Below are 21360 nucleotides of genomic sequence, written 5' to 3'. Positions count from 1 at the left end.
CTGTCCGGGCACCGGCGCGCAACCGGGGTGACCGAGACGCGCCGTTTCCGCCCTGATGCCGCCGGAGGGCGCGTCGGTAGCGTGTGGGCCGTTCCGGGGGACGAGCCCCGGAGCAACCCAGGTCAGGAAGGGCACGAGCATGGCGGACGCCAAGTTCCCAGCCGGTACCAGGATCTTGCGCAACCAGGCGCTGATCAATGGACAGGGTGACTCGTCCCTGCGTCTGCAGGACGACGGGAACTTCGTTCTGTACCAGGATGACAAGCCGACGTGGCAGGCCGAGAACGTCTACCCGAACGGGCATGAAGTCCTCTTCGCATACGACGGCAACCTTGTGGTCTTCGATGAGGACCAGCGCGTCATCTGGGAGTCAGGAACCGGGTCACCGGACAATCGCGGCTCCGTCCTGGTCGTCCAGGACGACCACAACGTGGTCATCTACAACCGGGACGGCGAGCCGGCCTGGGACACCGGCACCAACGACTGAGCGTGCACGGGCCAGGGCCGTGGTGAACTGCCACGGCCCTGGCCGAATTGCGCTGATGCGAATGCAAGTTACGCATGGATAGGTTCCTCACATGGCCAACATGACGTGCTACAGGGGCGAGAAGAAGGACCGCTGGGGTTCGGCCGAACTCCGGCTGAACGACGGGCTGACCGTGCGCAAGCCGTGGACCGGCGGCATGCTGCCCAGCATCAGTGCCAAACAGGTGTGGCCCACGCTCCTCCAGGACATCAAGAACCAGGCGAAGGACGACATCAACTCCTACGCGCAGTATCTGCGGGCATCGGGCCGGGATTTCGCGATCGCGACCGCTCGCCTCTTCGACGGGTCCTACGACGAGGACTTCAACTACGAGATGGCGATCCCTTCCGCACGGACCTTCCTCTGGGAGAAGAAGAACGGGATCTGGACGGTCGGCAGCGAGGTCCCCTGGGCGGAGAGCACCAAGGACATCAACAACCACTACATCGTGCTCAATGCGGCCACCCTTGATGCCTCCACCGCACTGGGCTTCGGTCACAGGACCAATACGTTCGAGGTCACGTTCTTCACCGACATACGGACGAGCTGGCTGACGAAGGTGAACAAGACACCGGTCAAGGACGTGAAGGTCAAGCCCAAGAAGGACTTCACCCCGGAGGAGAAGGTCCTGATGCGGGACCTGGTGCGCCCGCCCGGGCAGTTCAACTGACGCAGGCGGCCGCGGGGACGCGGCGGGCGGTCAGCTCCGGTATCAGCGTGAGCAGACCGCCCGCCGCCAGTACCGCGCCCAGCCACAGCGGTGCGCGCAGGCCGTACGTGCCGATCATCGCTCCCCCGACCGAGGAACCGATCATCACGCCCAGGGTGATGAAGGACGTGTGGACGCTGTTGACCAACGGCCCGTCGCCGCCGGTGCGTTGCACGCGGGTGATCATCGCCGGGTTCATGGTGACGCCCACCAGTCCGATGCCCAGCATGCACACCACCGCCGCGGCGGGCAGCTCGGCGGTCAGCGCGAAGGCCGCGAGGAAGGCCAGGTTCAGGGCGAGCCCGCACAGCAGCACGCGGAGGGTGTGGCGGTCGGCGAGGCGGCCGACGACGAAGTTGCCGAGCACCGTGGCTGCTCCGTAGGCGACCAGCAGGACGGGAACGGTGCCGTCGGAGAAGCCGGAGACCTCGGTGAGGATCGGCGTGAAGTAGCTGAACGCGGCGAAGGTGGCGCCGATGACCAGGGTGCTGGTGGACAGCACCAGCCAGAGCCGGCGGTTGCGGAAGGCGGTCAGTTCGGCGCGTACGTTCCCGTCGGCGCCGGCCGCGTCGGAGCGCGGGACCCCCGCCACGGTGGTGGCGGCGGCGATCAGCGTCAGGACGGTGATCGCCCAGAACGCGGCCCGCCAGCCCAGGTGTTCACCGATCAGCGTGGACATGGGCAGGCCCAGCAGGGTGCCCAGCATCAGTCCGTTCAGCACCACGGCTATCGCACGGCCGCGGATCTCGGGGCGGGCCAGCCGGGAGCTCAGGGAAATGGCGACGCCGAAGAACGCCTGGGAGGCGGTCCCGGTGATGACCCGGGCCACCAGCATCACCGCGTAGGAACCGGCCGTCGCGGCCAGCACGTTGCCGGCCAGGAAGATGCCGAACAGCACCATCAGCGCCGACTTCGGCGCCACGCGCACCAGCGCGGCCGTCAGGAACGGCCCGCCCAGGGCCATGGCCGCGGCGAACGCGGTGATGAGATAGCCGATCCGCGCGATGCCGGTGTGCAGACCGGCGGCCATCTGCGGCATCAGCCCGGCGACCACGAACTCACTGGTCACCATGGCGAAGATCCCCAAGGACAGGACATATACCGCGCGGGGCACCGCGGCTCGCTTCATCTCCCCCACCACAACCTTCACAACCTTTCATAACCGAACGTTCCAAAAAACAGGCAGAAAGATGCCCCGGCGTCAGGCCGGGGCGGAATCAGCGGACGAGAGTCAGCGCCTGGGCCACGGCATCGTCGAGCCGCCGGCGGCTGTCGGCGGTCTTGCCGACCACCCGTACGCCCTGCAGGAAGGTGACCAGGAAGCGTGCCAGCGCGCGCGGCTGCGCGGACTCCCCCAGCTCCCCCTGGCTCTTGGCCCGCGTCAATGCCGCGAGCAGTGCCGCCTCCAGCTCGCCCAGGCCGTTCTCCACCCGCCGCTCGGCCTTGGCGTCGCCGGGCAGCCGCTCCACCGCGGCGTTGGTGACCAGGCAGCCCTTCCGGTCCTGGTCGGTGTGACACTCGTCCGCGTACAGGGCCACGAGCTCCCGCACTGCCGGCAGCGCCGGGCCGGGGCGGCCGAGCAGTTCGAGCGTGGCGTCGCCGCGCAGCTCGCAGTAGCGGTCCAGGGCGCGCAGATAGAGCTCGTGCTTGCTGCCGAAAGTGGCATAGAGGCTGCCCCGGTTGATGCCCAGGTGTTCCACCAGGTCCTGCATCGAGGTGGCCTCGTACCCCTTGCGCCAGAACAGATCCAGCGCGGCCCTCAGTGCCGCGTCCGGATCGAACTCCTTGTTTCTGCCCATGCCCATGACGCTAACCGATCACGACCGATCGTTCAAGAATCGTTCAAGAAAAGCCCCCGGCCCGCAGGCCGGGGGCGAACCGGGTGCCTCAGCCCTGCCGGACCCACCCGCCCTCGGGGCGGTCGAACCAGAGGTGGACCTGGCCGGTTCCGATGCCGTTCTCGTACATGCCGTAGCGGCGCCCCGGGGCCCCGCACGCCGCGCCGCCCACCGCGCCGGCCAGCATCAGGTAGTGGCCGAACCCTGCCTCGGGAGCGAAGCGGAGGTACTCCGGCATCGTGGCGATCACCTGGCCATGGCGGCCCGACTCGAGCCAGGCGATGCGCTGTTCGTCCGCCGCACGGGCCTCGGGGGTGACGATGTTGGCCGGGTCCCCCGCCATGCGGTTGCGCAGCTCGGCCAGCGGCCAGAAGCGGTGCGAGAGACCGCCCGAGGCGACGAGCAGCACCTTGCGGTCGAGGCTGCCGACGGCTTCCGCGATGCAGGCGCCGATCTCGAGGAAGTCCTCGGTGGTGGCCGTCTGGCAGACCGAGACGGAGACCCACGGCTTGCCGGTGGTCCTGCCCAGGTGCGTCCAGAGGTTGAGCGTCGCGTAGTGGACCGGAAGGTACGGATCGTCGTTGGCGCTGATCCAGAGGGACTGCCGCCCGGCGAACTCCGCCACGGTCCGGGCGAGTTCGGGGTCGCCGGGGACGTCGTACGGCAGCCGGCTGATCGCGGCAGGCATCTCGTCCGAGGTGAACACGCCCGCGCGCCACGGATGGGAGGTGATCACCACCTCGGTCGTCGTCGCCCAGTGCGAGTCGAAGACGACGACGGTGTCGTAATCGGCCGGGCCGATCACCTCGCGGCGGAGCTGCTCCAGGCCCGTCATCAGCGTGAAGTCGCGGCCTCCGTTCTCCAGGAGCCGTACGTCCTCGGGGAACATGATGACCGGCGCGTGCGAGAGCAGGCCCGCGCCGACGATGTCACCCATGCGTCGCCTCCGGGAGGAGCAGGAGCTTGCCGGTGGTGCGCCGGGCCGCGAGGTCGGTGTGCGCCCGGTGGGCCTCGGCGAGCGGGTACGTCCCGCTGACCGTGAACGTCAGCGTTCCGTTGACGATGCCGTCGAACACCTCTCCCGCCCGCCGCTCGAACTCCTCGACCGTGGCCCGGAAATGCTCGAGGTACGGGCGCGTCAGGGTCAGCGACCCGCCCCACAGCAGCCGCATCACGTCGACGGGCGGCACCGCCCCGCTGGCGCCCCCGAAGAGGACCAGCGTCCCGCGCGTCCGCAACGACGCCAGGCTCGCGTCGAACGTCGCGGCGCCGACGCCGTCGTAGACCGCGTGCACACCCTCGCCCCCGGTGAGGCGGCGCACCTCGGCGGCGAGGTCGCCGGTCTCCGGGTACTCCGTGTAACGGATGATTTCGTCGGCGCCGTTGGCGCGGGCGAGCTTCTCCTTCTCCTCGGTGGACACCGTGCCGATGACCCGCACACCACGCCGCTTGAGCATCTGGGTGAGCAACTGCCCCACCCCGCCCGCAGCCGCGTGCACGAGTACCGTCTCGCCCTCGCGCGCCGGGTAGGAGTCGTTGGCCAGGAAGTGGGCGGTCATGCCGCCGACGAGTATGCCGCCCGCGATGCGCAGGTCGACCTCGTCCGGCACGCGGATGGCCTTCTCCTCCGGGACGAGGACGCGCGTCGCATAGCTGCCGAGGACGGTCGTCCAGGCGACCCGGTCGCCGGGCGCGAAGCGGGTCACCCCGGGGCCGACGGCCAGTACGGTGCCCGATCCCTCCTCGCCCGGGACGCACGGCACGGGCAGCGGGTAGCGGCCCTCGCGGCGGTAGAGGTCGATGAAGTTCACGCCGGCGGCGGCGAGTTCGACGAGGATCTGTCCTTCACCGGGAGCGCCGGGGTCGGGCTTCTCGACATACAGCTGGACCTCGGGGCCGCCGGTCTCGCGGATCTCGATCGCGTGCATCAGTTGCTTCCCTTCACATCGGTCAGCTCGACCTGGTAGGTGCGCAGCCAGTCGTCCAGGCGCACGGTGGACTCCACGAGGATCCGCTCGAACTCGGACAGGCTTCCGACGGCCGTCTTGGCGGTGAGGCGCCGCACCGCGTCGCCGTCGAGGAACGGGCTCAGCGGTGCGCCCGCCTCACCGGACGCCGTGGCGAGGCCGGTGATGAGGGTGCGGTCGTAGGCGGGGTCCTGGATCGTGGGGTAGGCGGCCTTCTTGCGGCGCAGGACGGACTCCGGCAGCAGGTCGGCGGCCGCGGCGCGCAGCAGTGCCTTCTCCTCGCCGCTGAAGGTTTTCATGGTCCAGGGGATGTTGAAGACGTACTCGACGAGGCGGTGGTCGCAGAACGGCACCCGGCCCTCGAGGCCGGAGGCCATGCCCATGCGGTCCTTCTTGTCGAGCAGGATGGGCAGCCATCGGGTGAGGGTGAGGTGGCCGAGTTCGCGGGTGCGCCGGTCCTCGGCGTTCTCCCCGTCCAGGACAGGGACTTCGGCGAGCGCGGTGCGGTAGAGGTCGGCCTCGTACTCTGCGAGGTCGATGCCGTCGATGAACCAGGGGTGGAACAGGTTGCGCGGGTCGAGGCCGCGGTGAGCGCCGAGCTTGAGCCAGGGGAAGGTCTCGGCCTGCCGTGCCACGGGGTCGGAGAACCACAGGTAGCCGCCGAAGACCTCGTCGGCGCCCTCGCCGGACAGGGCCACGGTCGCGTGCTCCCGTACGGCGGCGAAGAGCAGGTACAGCGAGACGTCCAGGTCGGCGAAGTTGAACGGCAGGTCCCAGGCGCGCAGGACGGTGCGGCGGACGGCCGGGTCAAGCAGCCGGGACCGGTCGAGGGTGATCATGTGGTGGTCGCTGCCGACGTGCCGGGCGACTTCGAGGGCGTACGGGCCGTCCGGGGTGGGGCGGATGGGGTCGGCCCGGAAGTTCTCGGTGTGTCCGGTGAAGTCGACGGAGAAGGTGGAGAGTTGCTCCTCGTTCGCGGCGCGGGTCCGGGCGGCGATGGCGGTCACCGTGCTGGAGTCCAGCCCGCCGGACAGCAGCGAGACCAGCGGGACGTCGGCGACCATCTGGCGCGGGACGATGTCGTCGAGCAGTTCGCGGACGGTGGCGATGGTGGTCGGCAGGTCGTCGGTGTGCGGGCGGGCCTCGAGGGCCCAGTAGCGTTCCTCGGTGACGCCGTCGCGGCCGGCGCGCACCAGGTGGCCGGGCTTGACCTCGCGCATGCCGCGGAAGGGCACGCGTCCGGGGGTGCGCAGGAACAGCAGCGCGTCGCAGAGTTCCTCGGCTCCCGCGGCGGGGCGGGCCAGGGGGTTGGCGAGGATGGCCTTGGGTTCGGAGCCGAAGAGCAGGCCGCCGGGGGTGGGCTGGTAGAAGAGCGGCTTGACGCCGAGGCGGTCGCGTACGAGGAGCAGTTCCTCGCGGGCGGTGTCCCAGATCGCGATGGCGTACATGCCGTTGAGGCGGTGGACGAAGTCCGTGCCCCACTCCAGGTAGGCGCGCAGGGCGACTTCGGTGTCGCTGCGGGTGGTGAAGCGGTGTCCCGCCAGGACGAGTTCCTCGCGCAGTTCGCGGAAGTTGTAGATCTCGCCGCCGTAGGAGATCACCGCGCGGGGCCGGTCGCCGGGGCCGCGTTCGGGGGTGTGCATCGGCTGGGTGCCGTGCTCGAGGTCGATGACGGCCAGCCGCCGGTGGCCCAGGGCGGCGTGGGTGTCCGGCCATACGCCGCGGGCGTCGGGTCCGCGGGCGGTCAGGGTGTCGGTCATGGCGCCGAGGACGCCGGTCTGTGTGGTGAGGTCGCGGGTGAAGTCCACCCAGCCGGTGATGCCGCACATGGTCACTCGCCTCCTTCGTCGTGCCAGGGGCCGCGTTGCCAGCCGTCGATGCCGTAGTCGTCGAGGCAGTCCTGCACCAGGGCCTCGTAGCGGGCGAGGCTGCCGCGGCGGGTCGCCCACTTCAGGGCGTCGAGGCGGACCTGTTCGCCGTTGCCCGAGTAGTTGCGTTCGTACAGTTCGTGGCGTCCGCCGAACTCGGTGCCGATCGCGTCCCAGGCGAGCTTGAGCAGCTTGATCCGGTCGAGGGCGCTGGTGTCCGCGCCACGGTAGAAGCGGTCGATCAGCGGGCGCAGTTCGGGGTCGGCCAGGTCGCGGCCGCTCGAGGGGACGGCCAGCGGGGCGCCGCCCAGGGTGGTCTCGAACAGCTCGTGGACGCGGTCCCACACCTGCGCGTTGTACATCCGCATCGCGGAGGCGTGTTCCAGTCGGGGCACGACGGTGCCGCCGCTGCCGGGTTCGGGGTCGTACGCCATGGCGGAGGTCAGCGCCCACACCATGTCCCGCATGGTGATGATCTCGCCGACGGCCGCCTGTACGCCGCGGAACTCGTCGGTGCCGTTGGCCTTGGTGCCGCGCGAGAGCAGCCCGGCCATCATCTCCAGCTTGACGCTCAGGCGGGTCCCGGACTGGAAGTTGTAGAGGTTGGGGAAGCCGGAGGTGGCGTAGAAGCCGGTGGACCGCTGGATGTCGCGGTGGACGAGGACGTCCTCCCACGGGATCAGGGCCTCGTCGAGCAGGAGGACGCTGTCGTTCTCGTCGAACCGGCTGCTGAGCGGACGGTCGAACGGGCTGCCCTGCGTATAGGGGGTGCGGCAGAGCAGCTTCACGCCGGGGTTGTCCATGCGGACGAAGAAGACCAGGGCGAACGCCTCGGCCTTGCCCGGGGCGAGGGCCGCCGACCCGACCGGGGCGACGAAGCCCGCGTTGGTGATCGCGGAACCGGTGGCCAGCATCTTGGCGCCGCTGACCACCACGCCGGCGTCCGTCTCGCGCACGGCGTGCACGAAGACGTCCTCCATGTCGTGGACGGCCCGCTTGCGGTCGACCGGGGGGTTGATGATGACGTGGTTGAGGTACAGCGCCTTGCGGGCGAACTGCTCGTACCAGGCGGTGGCGTTGGCGGCGTACGGCCCGTAGTAGTCGGCGTTGACGCCGAGGCCCGCCATGAAGGAGGCCTTGTACTCGGGGGTGCGCCCGAGGAAGCCGTAGCTCATCCTCGCCCAGGCGGCGATCGCCTCGCGTGCCTCGACCAGTTCGGCCGCCGAGCGGCTCGGCTTGAAGAACTTGTGGGTACGGATGCCGGTGGCGGTGTCGGTGCCGGTGAGCACGTCGGCGGTGGCCGGGTCGTGCAGGGCGTCGTAGAGGCGGGCCACGGACAGGGCGGAGTTGCGGAAGGCGGGGTGGGTGGTGACGTCCTTGACGCGCTCGCCGTGGAGGTACACGTGGCGGCCGTCGCGCAGGCTCTCGAGGTACTCGTCGCCCGTCATCAGCTCGTTGGCGGTCATCAGCTCGTTGGCATTCATCGCACCAGTCCCGGGTTGTCGAGGGCGGGGGTGCCGAGCACCTGGACGCGGCGCAGGTGTCTCGGAGCGCCGCTGGTGAAGGCGTTCCGGCCGTGCAGCAGCGTGTAGTTGTCGGTGATGACGAGGTCGCCGGTCCGCCAGCTGTGGGCGTAGAGGTGCGCGGGGTCGTACAGGGCCGCGCGCAGGCTGCGGTGCGCCTCGGCGAGTTCGTCGTCCGGGAGCCCGGTGAAGTTGAGGTCGGGGTGGTTCACGAAGTCCGCGTCGGCGCCGTCGGTGGGCTCGTTGTAGCGGATGACCGGGGCGCCGTGCACGGGGTGGGCGGTCACGACCGGGGAGACGGTGGTGCTGTCGTAGAACGCCATGGCGCGGTGGTAGGTGCCGGTCACCTTCGACCACTGGGCGACGGTGTGCGGGTCGGTGTGCTCCAGCACGGCGGTGGTGTGGGAGAAGGTCGTCTCTCCCCCGTTGCCCTCGCCGGGGGCCTGTACGCACTGGAACACCTGGAATTCCGGGACCTGTTCGCGGTACATGCCGTCCCAGTGCATCGGCATGTGGCTGTGGTCGAAGATGTGGTCCTCGGGCTTCTCCTGCTCGACGAGCTCGAGCACCGTGCCGAACGGCCAGACGCTCGGCACGCCCCACCGCTCGCAGTACGCGGACAGCGCCTCGGGTCCGTCGAAGGGGTCGAAGCCGCGGAGCAGGAGGACGTGGTGCTCCCGGACGAGCGACCGCAGGGGCTCGACGGGCAGGTCGTCGACCCGTGCTCCCGGCTGTGGTGCGTGGAGGGCCGCCCCGAAGGGTTCGAGGGGTATGACGGTGAGGTCAGTGGTCATGGTGCACTCCGGTGGTGGGGGTCAGTGCGTAGTGGCTGTGGCGGCCCGCGACGAACACGGGCCGCGCCCCGGCCTGTTCCGCGTCGTCGCGCTTCATGAGCGTGTAGCGACCGCCGGTCTCGACGGCGACGCTGTGCCAGGGGGTGAGCCACGCGTCAGGCGTGTCGGCGAGCAGGATGCCGATCTTGTCGGTGCCGCACGGCTGGGGATGGATCGACAGCCGTACGGCCGTGGGGAAGAACCGGGTCAGCAGGTCTCCCCAGGCCCTGCTCCGCTGGATGACGCGATAGGCGAGCTCGCGGCATCTGCGCTGCAGGGCGGCCCTGCTGCCGGTGTAGTGCGGCCCGGACTGGTCCTCCAGCATGAAGCGGGTGATGCCGCGGTACATGGCGAGCGGGGCGCCGCCGCCGCGTACCTCCGCGCGCAGTTCCTCGACCGTCGGGGCGAATCCGGCGGACAGCATGGCGCGCATGTCCTCGTGCCCGGTACCGCTGTAGACATCGTCAAGGGTGAACTGTTCGAGGTGGGTGGCACCGATCCTGGTGATCATCGCGTCGAGTTCCCGGGCGTAGCGGGTGACGTTCTCGTCGCTCACGCCGATCAGGTCGTTGAACACCCGGCCGTCGGAGCAGATCACTATGGATGCCCCTGGCGGGTGGATGGCCTCGATGCGTTCGCACAGGGCCTCGAGGAAGCGCAGGGCGAGTTCCTCGGCCAGATCGGGCAGCGGGCTGATCACCTTGGCCGGATTGGGGGACTTGGTCGGAAAGGCCGGCAGCACGAACTCGATGCGCCGGCCGCTCTCCATGGCGTCGCGGATCGCGTCCAGGTGGTGGCTGACGCACCGGGGGCAGATGCTCCCGGTGCACCCGCCGTCGCGCATCCGGCGCTGGTGGGACAGGACTTCCCGCATCACTTCGACGGCGGCCAGTTCGATATCGGAGGTATCGGGCGAGGTATCTGGTGCGGTGAGATCGGACACCGCGCCTCCCTTCGTGGACTGGAGCCCACCGTTCACTCCTCGCGCATGAAAAACGCACAAGGAGGGATTCAGCCCGAAGCCGCGGCCTTCCGGAGGGTGTTGATCTCCGTCTGGGCGCGCTCGGCCCAGTCCGTCATGCGCAGGCTGCGGAACCCGGCCAGCGCCGCGGCGAGATGACCGGTCGCCAGGCCCTGCTCCCCGAGTGCGGCGTGGGTCCGGCCGAGCCAGTAGGAGGTGAGCGTCTCGCCTCGGCGCTCGCCGAGCTCGGTGAACACGGACGCGGCCTCGCCGAGCGGGCCGAGGGCGCGCGGCGCCTGGTCGGGGCCGAGCCCGACGTGCAGCCGGCCCATGGTCAGCAGGGCGTACGCCTCGCCGGGGCGGTGCCGCACCATCCGGAACTCGGCCAGGGCGCGGTGCAGATGGCGGGCGGCCCGGCCGAACCGGCCGTGGGCGATCTCGGCGACGGCCAGCAGTTGGAGGAGGTCGGCGAGGGCGAGGGCACGGCCGAGCCGCTCCGCCGTCTCGACGGCCGGTTCCAGGAGGCCGATCGCCTCCTCGTGCCGTCCCCGGCAGACGAGGGCGTTGCCGAGGCTGCGTACGGCGAGGATGCGGCCGTGCGCGTCGCCGAGGCGTTCCAGTACGGCGACGGCCGACTCGGCGTCCGCGCAGGCGAGTTCGGCCATGCCCCGGTCGGCGATCGCGAAGCTGCGGTGGGTGCGCAGCCGGGCGGCGTGCCGCTCCTCGCCCAGTTCGTCCAGCCGCCCGATGGCCGTGGCCCACCGGGTCACGGCGTCGTCGACCCGGCCGCGTACGGCCGAGGCCCGGGCCAGCGAGCCCTGGGCGACCGCGACGGCGACCGTGTCGCCGTCGGCGGTGGCGCGCTCGAGCGCGGCCCGGGCCACCCGCTCCCACTCGTCCCACCAGTTGCGCAGGTGGCAGACGTCCTCCAGGGCGGAGGCGAGGGCGGCCGTGTGCGTGCCGTACCCGGCGCGTGCGGCGAACTCGGCGACGGTGACGAGGGTGGTGCGTTCGCTCTCCAGCCAGCCGACGGGGTCGCCCGCCCCGTCCCCCATGAGCTCGCCGCGCCCGCCGCGGACGAGCCGGTCCGCCGTACGGACCCGGGCGAGCCAGCCGTCCAGGACCCGGGCCACCGCCGCCCGCCGCCACGACGGCGGGTCCTCGGCGAGGGCGCGTTCCGCGGCGTGACCGTGCACCAGGTCGTGCATCCGGTAGCGCGGCTGCCCCTGGGCGTCGGCGCACACGACCTGGATCAGGTCCGCGTCGAGCAGCGCCTCGACGGCGCGGCCGGGGTCGCGGACGTCGAGGGGGTGGCCGATGGGTCGGTGCGGGCCCTGCGGTGTCTGGTGCGGTGCATCGCAAGGCGGAGCATCACCCGCGTACTGGGCGATGGGGGCACCCCCATGCCCGTCCAGGGCTATGGGGGAGGGTGATGCGACAACGCGGCGAGGCGCCGTGCCAGGCGCCGCAGGGCTCGTGCCGACCCATCGGCCACCCCCTAGCAGGGCGGCCGGCACCCAGGCCGGGAACTCGGGGACCGGCAGCAGGCCGATGGCCCGCAGGGCGCGAGCGGTGCCGGGTTCGAGGTCGCGGCAGGCCGCGGCGCAGGCGCGGACGGCGAGGTCACCGGCCAAGGGCGTGGCCGGGCCGCCCTGTTCGTCGGCCAGTGTCCGCACCCGGCGGTGCGGACGGGCCGCGAGCCTCGCCCCGGTCACCCGCAGGGCCAGGGGCAGTCCGGCGCAGGCGGCCAGGATCCGTTCGGTCGCCTCCGGTTCCGCCGCGAGGCGCCGGGGGTCGACCAGGCGGCGCAGCAGGGCGCGTGACTCGTCGTCGTCGAACGGGGCGACGTCGACGTGGTGCGCGCCCTCGAGTCCGGTCAGCCGTGTCCTGCTGGTGGCCAGGACCGCGCTGTGGGACGTCCCCGGCAGCAGCGGACGGATCTGGTCCTCGCCGTGCACGTCGTCGAGCACCACCAGCACCCTGCGCCCGCACAGCAGCGAGCGGAACATCCCCGCGCGGTCCGCCGTCGCCTCGGGTATGGACGAGCCGGTGACGCCCAGGCTCAGCAGCAGGTCCGCGAGGACGGCACCCGACGGTCGCCGTGTGCCACGGGCGCCGTCCAGGCGCAGGAAGAGCCGGCCATCGGGGAAGGCGTGCCGCAGGAGATGGGCGAGCCGGGTGGCCAGGGCCGTCTTGCCGACTCCGGGCGGGCCGGTGAGCAGCACGACGGGGGCGGTGCCTGGGGCCACTGCCGTCGGTTCGAGCAGGGCGGCGGCCCGGGGCAGGACGAGGTGCCGTCCCACGAAGGCGGCGGTGTCGGCCGGGAGTTGGTCGACCGTCCGCCACACGGGCGCGGGCCCGGCCGGCCGTACGGGGGCGGGCGGCGCGCCCAGTGCCGGGTCGCGGGTGAGTACGGCGCGGTGCAACCGGCGCAGTTCGGCGCCCGGTTCGAGGCCGAGTTCGTCGCGCAGCGCGGCGCGGGCGAGGGCGTAGGACTCCAGTGCGTCGCCGGGGCGTTCGCAGCGGTACTGAGCGGTCATCAGCTTGGCCCACAGCGATTCGCGCAGCGGGTACTGCGCCACCTGGGCCCGCAGCATGCCCACGGTCTCGTGGTGTTCGCCGAGTGCCAGGCGCGCTTCGGCGTAGTCCTCGAACGCGGCCAGCCGTGACTCCTCCAGGCGCATGGCCTCGATGTGCAGGGCCTCGTGGAGGGTCACTCCCTCGAAGGCGGCGCCGCGCCACAGGTCGAGGGCCTTCTTCAACAGGCAGGCCGCTTCCCGGGGTTCGCCCTTGGCGAGCGCGGTGCGGCCGCGCGCGGCCAGGTCCTCGAAGCGGTGCAGGTCCGCTTCGTCGGACAACACGCGCAGCCGGTACCCCTGGTGCCCCATGCTCAGCCTGCCCTCTCCCGAGGGCGTGTTGAGCACGCGGCGCAGGGCGGCGACATAGCTGCGGACATTGGCCTGGGCCGAGGCCGGCGGGGTGGCTCCCCAGATCGCGTCGCACAGGCGCTCCCCGGACACCGCGGTGTTGGCGTGCACCAGCAGCGTGACGAGCAGGGCCCGCTGTTTCGGCCCGCCGAGCGGAAGGGCACGTCCGCCGGATACGGCTTCGAGAGGCCCGAGCATCCTGAATTCGACGCGTGGAAGTTCCACCGAAATGACCGCCTTATGGTAGATATTCGAGTAAAGACGAGGTCAACTACCCTAGAGGAATGCGGTACCTGACCTTCCGTTTGCGCCTGTCGAAGGAAAAGAATCCTTGATCACCACGACCGGCCGCGGTTAGTGTTCGAACGTTCGCCAGGGAAACAGTGCGAGGATCCGAATTCACCGGCCTCTTTTGGCTGTTGGAAGCGGTGTCCGGTGCACCCTGGGCCGTCACATCAGCAGGAGGTGAATGCGTGATGAAGAGCGACGAGCGCATGGAGGACCGCGAGCTCCGGGCCTACGAGGCCCCGGAGATGTTCGAGTGCGGTTCCTTCCAGGAGGAGACCGGCTACTTCGGCTTCAAGAACTTCGAGCCGATTGGCTCGATCCCGCGCGACTTCTGGTAAATCGCGCATGATGCGCCGGACCCGGTGAAAGAGGTCGACATGGTCGGTACCGGAAAGCAGTACTTCGTGGTCCTGCCGGACCACGAGACGGCCGCCATGGCCGCCGACCGGCTCCCGCCGGGTGCCGCGCACATCATGACGCACCGGTCCGGCCGGCCCTTCGTGGCCGGCCGGCCGGCCGCGGCGCACGTACGGTGCGCCGAACACGGCGACACCCGCCTCGCCGTCATCGGCCAGTGCTCGGTGACGGAGGCCGAACTGGCCGCAGCAGCGGCCCGGATCAACGACCTCGCACAACTCGACTCGCTGGGCGCGTCCTGGGCAGGGAGCTTCCACATCGTCGCGTCGGTGGGCGGACGCCTGAGGGTCCAGGGCAGCGCCTCCTCGATGCGCCGGGTCTTCCACGGCCGCCTCGGCGGAACGACGGTCGCGGCGGACCGGGCCGACGTCCTGGCCGCGCTGCTCGACGCACCGCTCGACCGCACCGCACTCGCCCTGCGGCTGCTCGACACCCTGCCGCACCCCCTGGGCGAACGGCCGCTGTGGCAGGGCGTCGCGGCGGTGCCCCCGGGCTCGTACCTCACGCTCACCGCGGACGGGCGGAGCTCCGCGGTGAAGCGCTGGTGGCAGGCCCCGGAGCCGGTGCTCTCCCTCGCGCAGGGCGCGGGGGTGCTGCGGCAGGCGCTGGAGGACGCCGTACGGGTACGCACCCGTGGCGACGAGCCGGTCAGCGCCGACCTCTCCGGCGGCATGGACTCCACCTCCCTCACCGTGCTGGCCGCCCGCGAACACCCGTCGCTGACCGCGTTCACGATGGACAACGACGACACCGCGGACGATGACCTGTACTGGGCCAGGAAGGCCGCGAAGGCTCTGCCGCAGGTGAAGCACGTCGTCTTCCCCGGCAGCGAACTCCCCCTGTTCTTCGAGGGCTTGCTCGGCATGGAGGGCCTCCCCGACGAGCCGTCCATCGCCCTGCTGTCCGGCCCGAGGCTGCGCAACGGGCGGGAGAGGTCCCGCGCGCACGGCGCGCGCCTGCATCTGGACGGATTCGGCGGCGACCAGCTCCTGTCGGGCCACCCCGCCTACTACCACGACCTGTTGCACAGCAAGCCGCTGCCGGCCGTCCAACGGCTGCGGACCCTGCACCGGCTCACCGGCCTGCCCCTGGGCCCCACGGTCCGGACCCTGGCGGACCGCGGCTCGTACCGCCGCTGGTTCGCGGCCGAGGCGCAGGCCCTGTCCCGGGGGCACACACGCGCCGAGCGCAACCGCCTCTTCGACTGGGGCGGCACCGTCCAACTGCCGCGGTGGCTCACGCCCGAGGCCCGGCACCTGGTGACCGGCGCCCTGCGCGACGCGGCGCGGACGGCCGAACCGCTCGCCCCGGCGCGGGGCCGGCACTCCGACCTGCTGGCGGTCCAGGGCGCCGGACGCCTGATCCGTCAGTTCCACCAGCTGCTCGAGGCCCCGGACCACGCCCCGGCCTCCCCCTTCCTCGACGACCGCGTCGTGGGCGCCTGCCTGGCCGTGAGGCCCGAACAGCGCGTGACGCCCTGGGAGTTCAAGCCGCTCATCAAGGCGGCCATGGCGGACGTCATGCCCCGTGAGCTCCTGGCCCGGCGCACCAAGGGCGACGGTACGACCATCGCGGCCGAGGGCTTCGAACGGGCCCGCCACGATCTGGCCGCGCTGTGGGACACCTCCCGCCTGGCCGAGCTCGGGCTGATCGACCCGGCTCCGGTGCGCGAGCTGTTCCGCCGCCCCTACACCGCCCGGATCCACGAGGGTTCCATGCCGCTCGTGCTCGGCTGCGAACTGTGGTCACGGGCAATACAAGTGTGATGACTGTGCCCCTCCTGTCCGGGGCACACTCCGGAAGCCCACATTCCCCTGTGGGTCACAAGGACATCCGGAGGCCGCCATCAGCACATTACGTATCAGCAGAAGAATCGGCATCGCCGCCGCTCTCGTGACGGCGGCGGCCATCGTCGCGTCCCCGGCGGGAGCCGGCACGGCCCTGGCCGACCAGGGCTGTTTCGACCGGGCGAAGGAGCCCTGGACCTCGGCGGTCGACAGCCACCTCCACTTCCGCCCCTTCGGCGGCGAGGCGATCCCGTTCGACGAACTCACCGGCTACCTGCGCAAGAGCGGGGTCCGCCACGCGAGCATGTACGGCATCGGGCAGAAGGTACCGGCGGGCTCGGCCTGCACGTACTACCTCAACTGCCCGGGCACGCCCGTGCGGCCGAGCATGGCGAACGACTTCGTCAACGCCGAGAACTACCTCGAGAACCGGCCGAAGGACCCCGGGCTCGCCCTCTCCATGACCTTCATGGACCTGAACCGCCCGGAGACCATTCCGCCCGGCATCGCCCTCTACGACCGGGAGTTCCCGGGGATGTTCCGGTGGGCGGGCGAGGTCAACGTCGTCAAACAGGCCCTGTTCCCCAACCACCACAAGGCCGCGACGAGCGCGAACATCCGCGACTGGGCACCGTTCATGAAGGTGCTGCGCGACCGCGGAATCCCGATCACCTTCCACTCGGATCTCGGGAACGACGCGGAACCGACGAAATACCTGCACCTGATGGAGGAGACCCTCCGGCTCTATCCGCACAACAAGATCGTGTGGGCGCACATGGGGCTCTCGAAGGAACTCACCACCATGGACCCCGACCGGCACATCCGCATCATGGAGCGGCTCCTCGACGCCCACCCCGACCTCACGCTCGACCTGAGCTGGCGGGTGCTCGAGGACAGCTACTTCAGCAAACCGGGGGTCCGGCAGAAATACGCCGCGTTCCTCGACCGGCACCCGACGAGGGCCATTCCCGGAACCGACTTCGTGGCGTCCCGGGACAAGGACTACGCGGTCTACGAGCAGGAGCTGGAGGTCACCAGCCGCATCAACAAGGCCCTGGGTGACGAGGCGTTCCGCGACATCGCCCTCGGGCAGAACTACTTCCGGCTGCTCGGCGTGAAGGAGAAGGCCCCGCGCGTGTGCCGGGCGCGGTGACGCCCGCCTCCCGGCGGCACGTGTCCCGTCCGTGCCGCCGGTGGGCAGGGTCATGTCGAGAGGGGTCCGGCCACGAGATATCTTGATGTCGAGCAATGTTGCAGACGTGGAGCGGAGCACCCGGTGACTGACTCGACCATCATCTACACGCACACTGACGAAGCCCCTGCCCTGGCGACGCATTCGTTCCTGCCGGTGGTCCGGGCGTACGCCTCGACGGCCGGGGTCCGTGTGGAGACCCGTGACATCTCCCTGGCGGGACGGATCATCGCCCTCTTCCCCGAGTACCTCGAGGAGAGCCAGCGCATCGGTGACGCGCTCGCCGAGCTGGGCGAGCTGGCCAAGACCCCCGAGGCCAACATCATCAAGCTGCCGAACGTCTCGGCCTCGATCCCGCAGCTGAAGGCCGCGGTCGCCGAGCTGCAGCAGCAGGGCTACGCGCTGCCGGACTACCCGGACGACCCGAAGACCGACGAGGAGCGCGAGATCCGCGCCCGCTACGACAAGGTCAAGGGCAGCGCCGTCAACCCGGTCCTGCGCGAGGGCAACTCGGACCGCCGCGCCCCCGCGTCGGTCAAGAACTACGCCAAGACCCACCCGCACCGCATGGGCGCCTGGACCGCCGAGTCCAAGACGAACGTCGCCACCATGGACGCCGACGACTTCCGCTCCACCGAGAAGTCCGCGGTGATCGCCGAGGACGGCACCCTGCGCATCGAGCTCGTGGGTGACGACGGCACCACCACCGTGCTGCGCGAGTCCGTGCCGGTGCTCGCGGGCGAGGTCGTGGACGCCTCCGTCATGCGCGTCGCCGCCCTGCGCGAGTTCCTCTCGGCCCAGGTCGCCCGGGCCAAGGCCGAGGGTGTGCTGTTCTCGGTGCACCTGAAGGCCACGATGATGAAGGTCTCCGACCCGATCGTCTTCGGCCACGTGGTGCGCGCCTTCTTCCCCAAGACCTTCGCGGCCTTCGGCGCGGACCTGGCCGCGGCCGGCCTCACCCCGAACGACGGCCTCGGCGGCATCCTCAAGGGCCTGGAGTCCCTGCCGAACGGTGCCGAGATCAAGGCGTCCTTCGACGCCGAGCTCGCCGAGGGCCCGGCCCTGGCGATGGTCGACTCCGACCGCGGCATCACCAACCTGCACGTCCCGAGCGATGTCATCGTCGACGCCTCCATGCCGGCCATGATCCGCACCTCCGGCCACATGTGGGGCCCGGACGGCCAGGAGGCCGACACCCTCGCGGTCCTGCCGGACAGCAGCTACTCCGGCGTCTACCAGGCCGTCATCGAGGACTGCCGCGCCCACGGCGCCTTCGACCCGGCCGCCATGGGCTCCGTCCCGAACGTCGGCCTCATGGCGCAGAAGGCCGAGGAGTACGGCAGCCACGACAAGACCTTCGAGGTCGCCACCGGCGGCACCGTCCGCCTGGTCGACCAGGCCGGGAACGTCGTCCTCGAGCAGACCGTCTCCGCCGGCGACATCTTCCGCGCCTGCCAGGCCAAGGACGCCCCGATCCGTGACTGGGTCAAGCTGGCCGTCACCCGCGCCCGCGCCACCGGCGACCCGGCGGTCTTCTGGCTCGACGAGAACCGCGCGCACGACGCCCAGCTGATCGCCAAGGTCGAGCGGTACCTGACCGAGCACGACATCGAGGGTCTGGACATCCGCATCCTGGCCCCGGTCGAGGCGACCAAGCTCTCCGTCGAGCGCATCCGCGCCGGCAAGGACACGATCTCCGTCACCGGCAACGTGCTCCGTGACTACCTGACCGACCTGTTCCCGATCCTGGAGCTGGGCACCAGCGCCAAGATGCTGTCGGTCGTCCCGCTGATGGCGGGCGGCGGCCTGTTCGAGACGGGCGCCGGCGGCTCCGCGCCGAAGCACGTCCAGCAGCTGGTCAAGGAGAACTACCTGCGCTGGGACTCGCTGGGCGAGTTCTTCGCGCTGGTGCCGTCGCTGGAGCAGTACACGAAGACCACGGGCAACCAGCGCGCCCAGGTCCTCGCCGACGCCCTCGACCGCGCCACGGCGACCTTCCTCAACGAGAACAAGTCCCCGACCCGCCGCGTCGGCGGCATCGACAACCGCGGCAGCCACTTCTACCTGTCCCTGTTCTGGGCGCAGGAGATGGCGAAGCAGACCGAGGACGCCGAGCTGGCCAAGGTCTTCGCCCCGCTCGCCGAGGAGCTCACCGCCAACGAGCAGAAGATCGTCGACGAGCTGAACGCCGTCCAGGGCAAGCCGGCCGACATCGGCGGCTACTACCAGCCCGACGCGGCCAAGGCCTCGGCCGTCATGCGTCCGTCGCGGACCTTCAACGAGGCGATCGCGAAGCTCGCCTGACAAGCTTCACACAGCTTTGAATTCAACACAGCAGAACTGCCCCCGGCCGGTGAACTCCGGCCGGGGGCAGTCCCGTTGTATGCGTACGCGTCAGGAGGCGGCGACGAGCTCGGGCTCCCGCTCGGGGCGCGGGTCGGTGTCGAGCACGGGGTCGGGGCCCGGCAGCCCGGCCCGGTGGGCGAGGACACCGGCGCGTACGGCCCAGAAGTAGAAGCCCACGGCCGACACGGCGACCAGCGCGATGTCGAGACCGCCCGGGATCACCCCGTGGCCGCCGAACTTCGTGCTGCCGAGCGCGGACAGCAGCGCCAGCCACAGCAGGAAGGCGACCATCCACCAGGCGGGCGCGAACTGGCGGCGCAGGCTCATGCCGCCCCGGCGGCGCAGCACGGCCGCGGCGATGGGGACGGACACCAGCGTGAGCAGGGCGACCTTGCCGGTGTTGGGCCACTTCGACCAGTACAGGGCGCAGGCCGCGAACGCGAAGGTGACGGGGCACAGCACGCGTGCGGCGGGGAGCCGGAACGGGCGGGGCAGGTCCGGCTTGGTCTGCCGCAGGACGCCGACCGCGATCGGGCCCATCAGGTACGAGACGACCATGGCGGCCGAGACGACGCTGGCCAGGGCCTCCCAGCTGTGGCCGATGGTGACGAGCAGCAGCACGGAGAAGCCCAGGTTCAGCCACATGGCGGGGCGGGCGACGCCGTAGCGGGGGTGCACCTCGGCGATCTTCCTGGGGAAGAAGCCGGTCTCGGCGAGGTTCTGGGCGAGGTACGCGGCCGAGGCGACGTTGCCGATGTTGGCGCCGTTGGGCGAGATGAACGCGCCGAACTGGAGCATGGTGACGACCCAGTGCAGCATCAGCAGCTTGGCGAGGTCGGCGAAGGGGGAGGCGAAGTTGATGCCGCTCCAGCCGCCTGCCTCCGCGAGCCGCTCCGGCGGCACGGCGCCGAGGAAGGCGACCTGGAGGGCGAGGTAGATGACCAGGCCGAGGGAGAGCGCGCCGACGAGGGCGAGCGGGATGGCGCGGCCCGGGTTCTTCGCGGTGCCGCCGAGGTTGACGACGGCCTGGAAGCCGTTGAACGCGAAGACGACGCCCGAGGCGGTGACGGCGGTGAGCACCGCGGACCAGCCGTTGGGGGCGAAGCCGCCGTGGTTGGTGAAGTTGCCGGTGTGGAAGCCGGAGGCGATCAGCGCGCCGCAGGCCAGGACCGGAATGGCGAACTTGACCAGCGTGAGCAGGTTGTTGGCGCGGGCCAGCAGCGCGACCGACCAGTAGCAGGCGAACCACAGGGCGACGGTCAGGAACAGGGCCATGGCCATGCCCGTACCGGAGAGGCTGCCGCCGGAGACCAGGTCCCGCGCCCAGCCGAAGCTCCACGAGGACATGTACTGGGTGCCGGCGATGGCCTCGATGGGGATCAGGGAGGCGGTGGCGATCCACACGGCCCATCCGGTGATGAAGCCCAGCACCGGACCGTGCGTGATCGAGCCGAACCGCGCCATGGCGCCCGGCAGCGGGTAGGCCGCGCCGACCTCGGCGTACGACATGGCGATCATGCCGATGAAAATGGCGCCGATCACCCAGGCAACCAGTGCGGCGGGCCCGGCGACCTGGGCCGCCTGGCCGGCCCCGAAGAGCCAGCCGGAGCCGAAGATGGATCCCAGACCGATCATGATCAGGGCGAAGAGGCTGAGGCCCTTGCGCGGGGCCGCGCTCACATCCACGAGGTGCTTTCCGTTCTGGCCGGTGACATGGGTCAGGACGCGCCTGTGCACCTCTGCCGTACCGATCGGAAAGCGCCAACTGCACTGCGTACCGGCCCTACGTGTTTCGCCAACGGCCGAGAACGCAAAGAACGACGTCGGGACATAGTACGCCAACCCATGGAAACGGCCCCAATCGCGCCCACGGGCGCGAGGGCGGTCCCGGACCCCGACCCGTGCCCGTATTTCCGTCGCAACTCCCGCGTCGTTAAGCCTTCATCAAATTCCGCAAGGGCCGAACGGGGTCGAACGGCGGCATGGTCGAGATCCGGACAAAAATTCCATGGCGAAATCGCCGGGGTAACCCGGGGAAACCGAAGGCAGAACAGCGCGCCACCGGCGCGACCGGCCGCCGGGACTGAGCGGAAATTTTGCGGAACCAACCCCTCGACGTCCTATCGTCGAATAGCGGTCGGACCGGACACCACCCCTCCGACCTGCAACGTGGCGCCC

General features: G+C 70.6%; 16 protein-coding genes. 6 read left to right on the top strand and 10 right to left on the bottom strand.

Translation table 11 applies throughout. From position 1 onward, the window contains the following. Nucleotides 1-139: 139 nt before the first annotated feature. Nucleotides 140-487: a hypothetical protein gene (locus ACV530_RS26395; protein WP_494335109.1), complete on the top strand. Its 348-nt coding sequence runs from the start codon at nucleotides 140-142 to the stop codon at nucleotides 485-487. Between the two features lie 91 nt (nucleotides 488-578). After that, nucleotides 579-1196, top strand: coding sequence for a hypothetical protein (locus tag ACV530_RS26390; RefSeq protein WP_494335108.1), 618 nt, complete (start codon nucleotides 579-581; stop codon nucleotides 1194-1196). Here the strand turns inward: ACV530_RS26390 and ACV530_RS26385 are convergent. From ACV530_RS26385 to ACV530_RS26345, 9 genes are all read right to left on the bottom strand, one after another. After that, nucleotides 1189-2349 carry an MFS transporter gene (locus ACV530_RS26385; protein WP_494335162.1) on the bottom strand — a complete coding sequence of 387 codons (1161 nt, stop codon included), beginning with the start codon at nucleotides 2347-2349 and terminating at the stop codon, nucleotides 1189-1191. The two genes, ACV530_RS26390 and ACV530_RS26385, sit on opposite strands and share 8 nt — an antisense overlap. A 103-nt stretch (nucleotides 2350-2452) precedes the next feature. Further along, a complete protein-coding gene (locus ACV530_RS26380; protein ID WP_494335107.1) occupies nucleotides 2453-3034 on the bottom strand; it encodes a TetR/AcrR family transcriptional regulator in 582 nt (193 codons plus the stop codon). A gap of 88 nt (nucleotides 3035-3122) precedes the next feature. Then, entirely contained in the window at nucleotides 3123-4010 is an 888-nt protein-coding gene (locus tag ACV530_RS26375) for a DODA-type extradiol aromatic ring-opening family dioxygenase (protein ID WP_494335106.1), read from the bottom strand. Further along, nucleotides 4003-5001: a quinone oxidoreductase family protein gene (locus ACV530_RS26370; RefSeq protein ID WP_494335105.1), complete on the bottom strand. Its 999-nt coding sequence runs from the start codon at nucleotides 4999-5001 to the stop codon at nucleotides 4003-4005. The genes ACV530_RS26375 and ACV530_RS26370 overlap by 8 nt, the downstream gene beginning before the upstream one ends. Beyond that, nucleotides 5001-6869, bottom strand: coding sequence for an asparagine synthase (glutamine-hydrolyzing) (gene asnB / locus ACV530_RS26365; protein WP_494335104.1), 1869 nt, complete (start codon nucleotides 6867-6869; stop codon nucleotides 5001-5003). The genes ACV530_RS26370 and asnB overlap by 1 nt, the downstream gene beginning before the upstream one ends. Before the next feature lie 2 nt (nucleotides 6870-6871). Continuing rightward, the gene (locus ACV530_RS26360; RefSeq protein WP_494335103.1) at nucleotides 6872-8392 is read right to left on the bottom strand and encodes a 4-hydroxyphenylacetate 3-hydroxylase family protein; all 1521 of its coding nucleotides are present in this window, start codon (nucleotides 8390-8392) and stop codon (nucleotides 6872-6874) included. Continuing rightward, the gene (locus ACV530_RS26355; RefSeq protein WP_494335102.1) at nucleotides 8389-9225 is read right to left on the bottom strand and encodes a TauD/TfdA dioxygenase family protein; all 837 of its coding nucleotides are present in this window, start codon (nucleotides 9223-9225) and stop codon (nucleotides 8389-8391) included. The genes ACV530_RS26360 and ACV530_RS26355 overlap by 4 nt, the downstream gene beginning before the upstream one ends. Beyond that, nucleotides 9215-10207: an L-tyrosine/L-tryptophan isonitrile synthase family protein gene (locus tag ACV530_RS26350; RefSeq protein ID WP_494335101.1), complete on the bottom strand. Its 993-nt coding sequence runs from the start codon at nucleotides 10205-10207 to the stop codon at nucleotides 9215-9217. Before ACV530_RS26350 ends, ACV530_RS26355 begins: the two co-directional genes overlap by 11 nt. Nucleotides 10208-10275: 68 nt before the next feature. After that, nucleotides 10276-13377: an AfsR/SARP family transcriptional regulator gene (locus tag ACV530_RS26345; RefSeq protein WP_494335100.1), complete on the bottom strand. Its 3102-nt coding sequence runs from the start codon at nucleotides 13375-13377 to the stop codon at nucleotides 10276-10278. 251 nt (nucleotides 13378-13628) lie between these two features. On the opposite strand from ACV530_RS26345, the gene ACV530_RS26340 reads away from it, so the two are divergent. The 4 genes from ACV530_RS26340 to ACV530_RS26325 all read left to right on the top strand — a co-directional run bounded on the left by ACV530_RS26340 (nucleotide 13629) and on the right by ACV530_RS26325 (nucleotide 19140). Beyond that, nucleotides 13629-13778: a keywimysin-related RiPP gene (locus ACV530_RS26340; protein WP_494335161.1), complete on the top strand. Its 150-nt coding sequence runs from the start codon at nucleotides 13629-13631 to the stop codon at nucleotides 13776-13778. A 39-nt stretch (nucleotides 13779-13817) separates the two neighbouring features. Further along, nucleotides 13818-15623 (top strand): asparagine synthase-related protein, encoded by a 1806-nt coding sequence (locus ACV530_RS26335; RefSeq protein ID WP_494335099.1) that lies wholly within the window; start codon nucleotides 13818-13820, stop codon nucleotides 15621-15623. Nucleotides 15624-15750: 127 nt separating this feature from the next. Beyond that, entirely contained in the window at nucleotides 15751-16797 is a 1047-nt protein-coding gene (locus ACV530_RS26330) for an amidohydrolase family protein (RefSeq protein ID WP_494335098.1), read from the top strand. A 123-nt stretch (nucleotides 16798-16920) separates the two neighbouring features. Continuing rightward, complete coding sequence (locus ACV530_RS26325; RefSeq protein WP_494335097.1) at nucleotides 16921-19140, top strand: NADP-dependent isocitrate dehydrogenase; 2220 nt, start codon at nucleotides 16921-16923, stop codon at nucleotides 19138-19140. Nucleotides 19141-19230: 90 nt separating this feature from the next. On the opposite strand, the gene ACV530_RS26320 is transcribed toward ACV530_RS26325, so the two are convergent. Next, a complete protein-coding gene (locus ACV530_RS26320) occupies nucleotides 19231-20868 on the bottom strand; it encodes an APC family permease (protein ID WP_494335096.1) in 1638 nt (545 codons plus the stop codon). Nucleotides 20869-21360: the final 492 nt, after the last annotated feature.

It is taken from the genome of Streptomyces sp. SX-6 (assembly GCF_059089585.1).
Note: the sequence above shows the minus strand (reverse complement) of the source record. Positions and strands in the feature narration are given on the sequence as shown.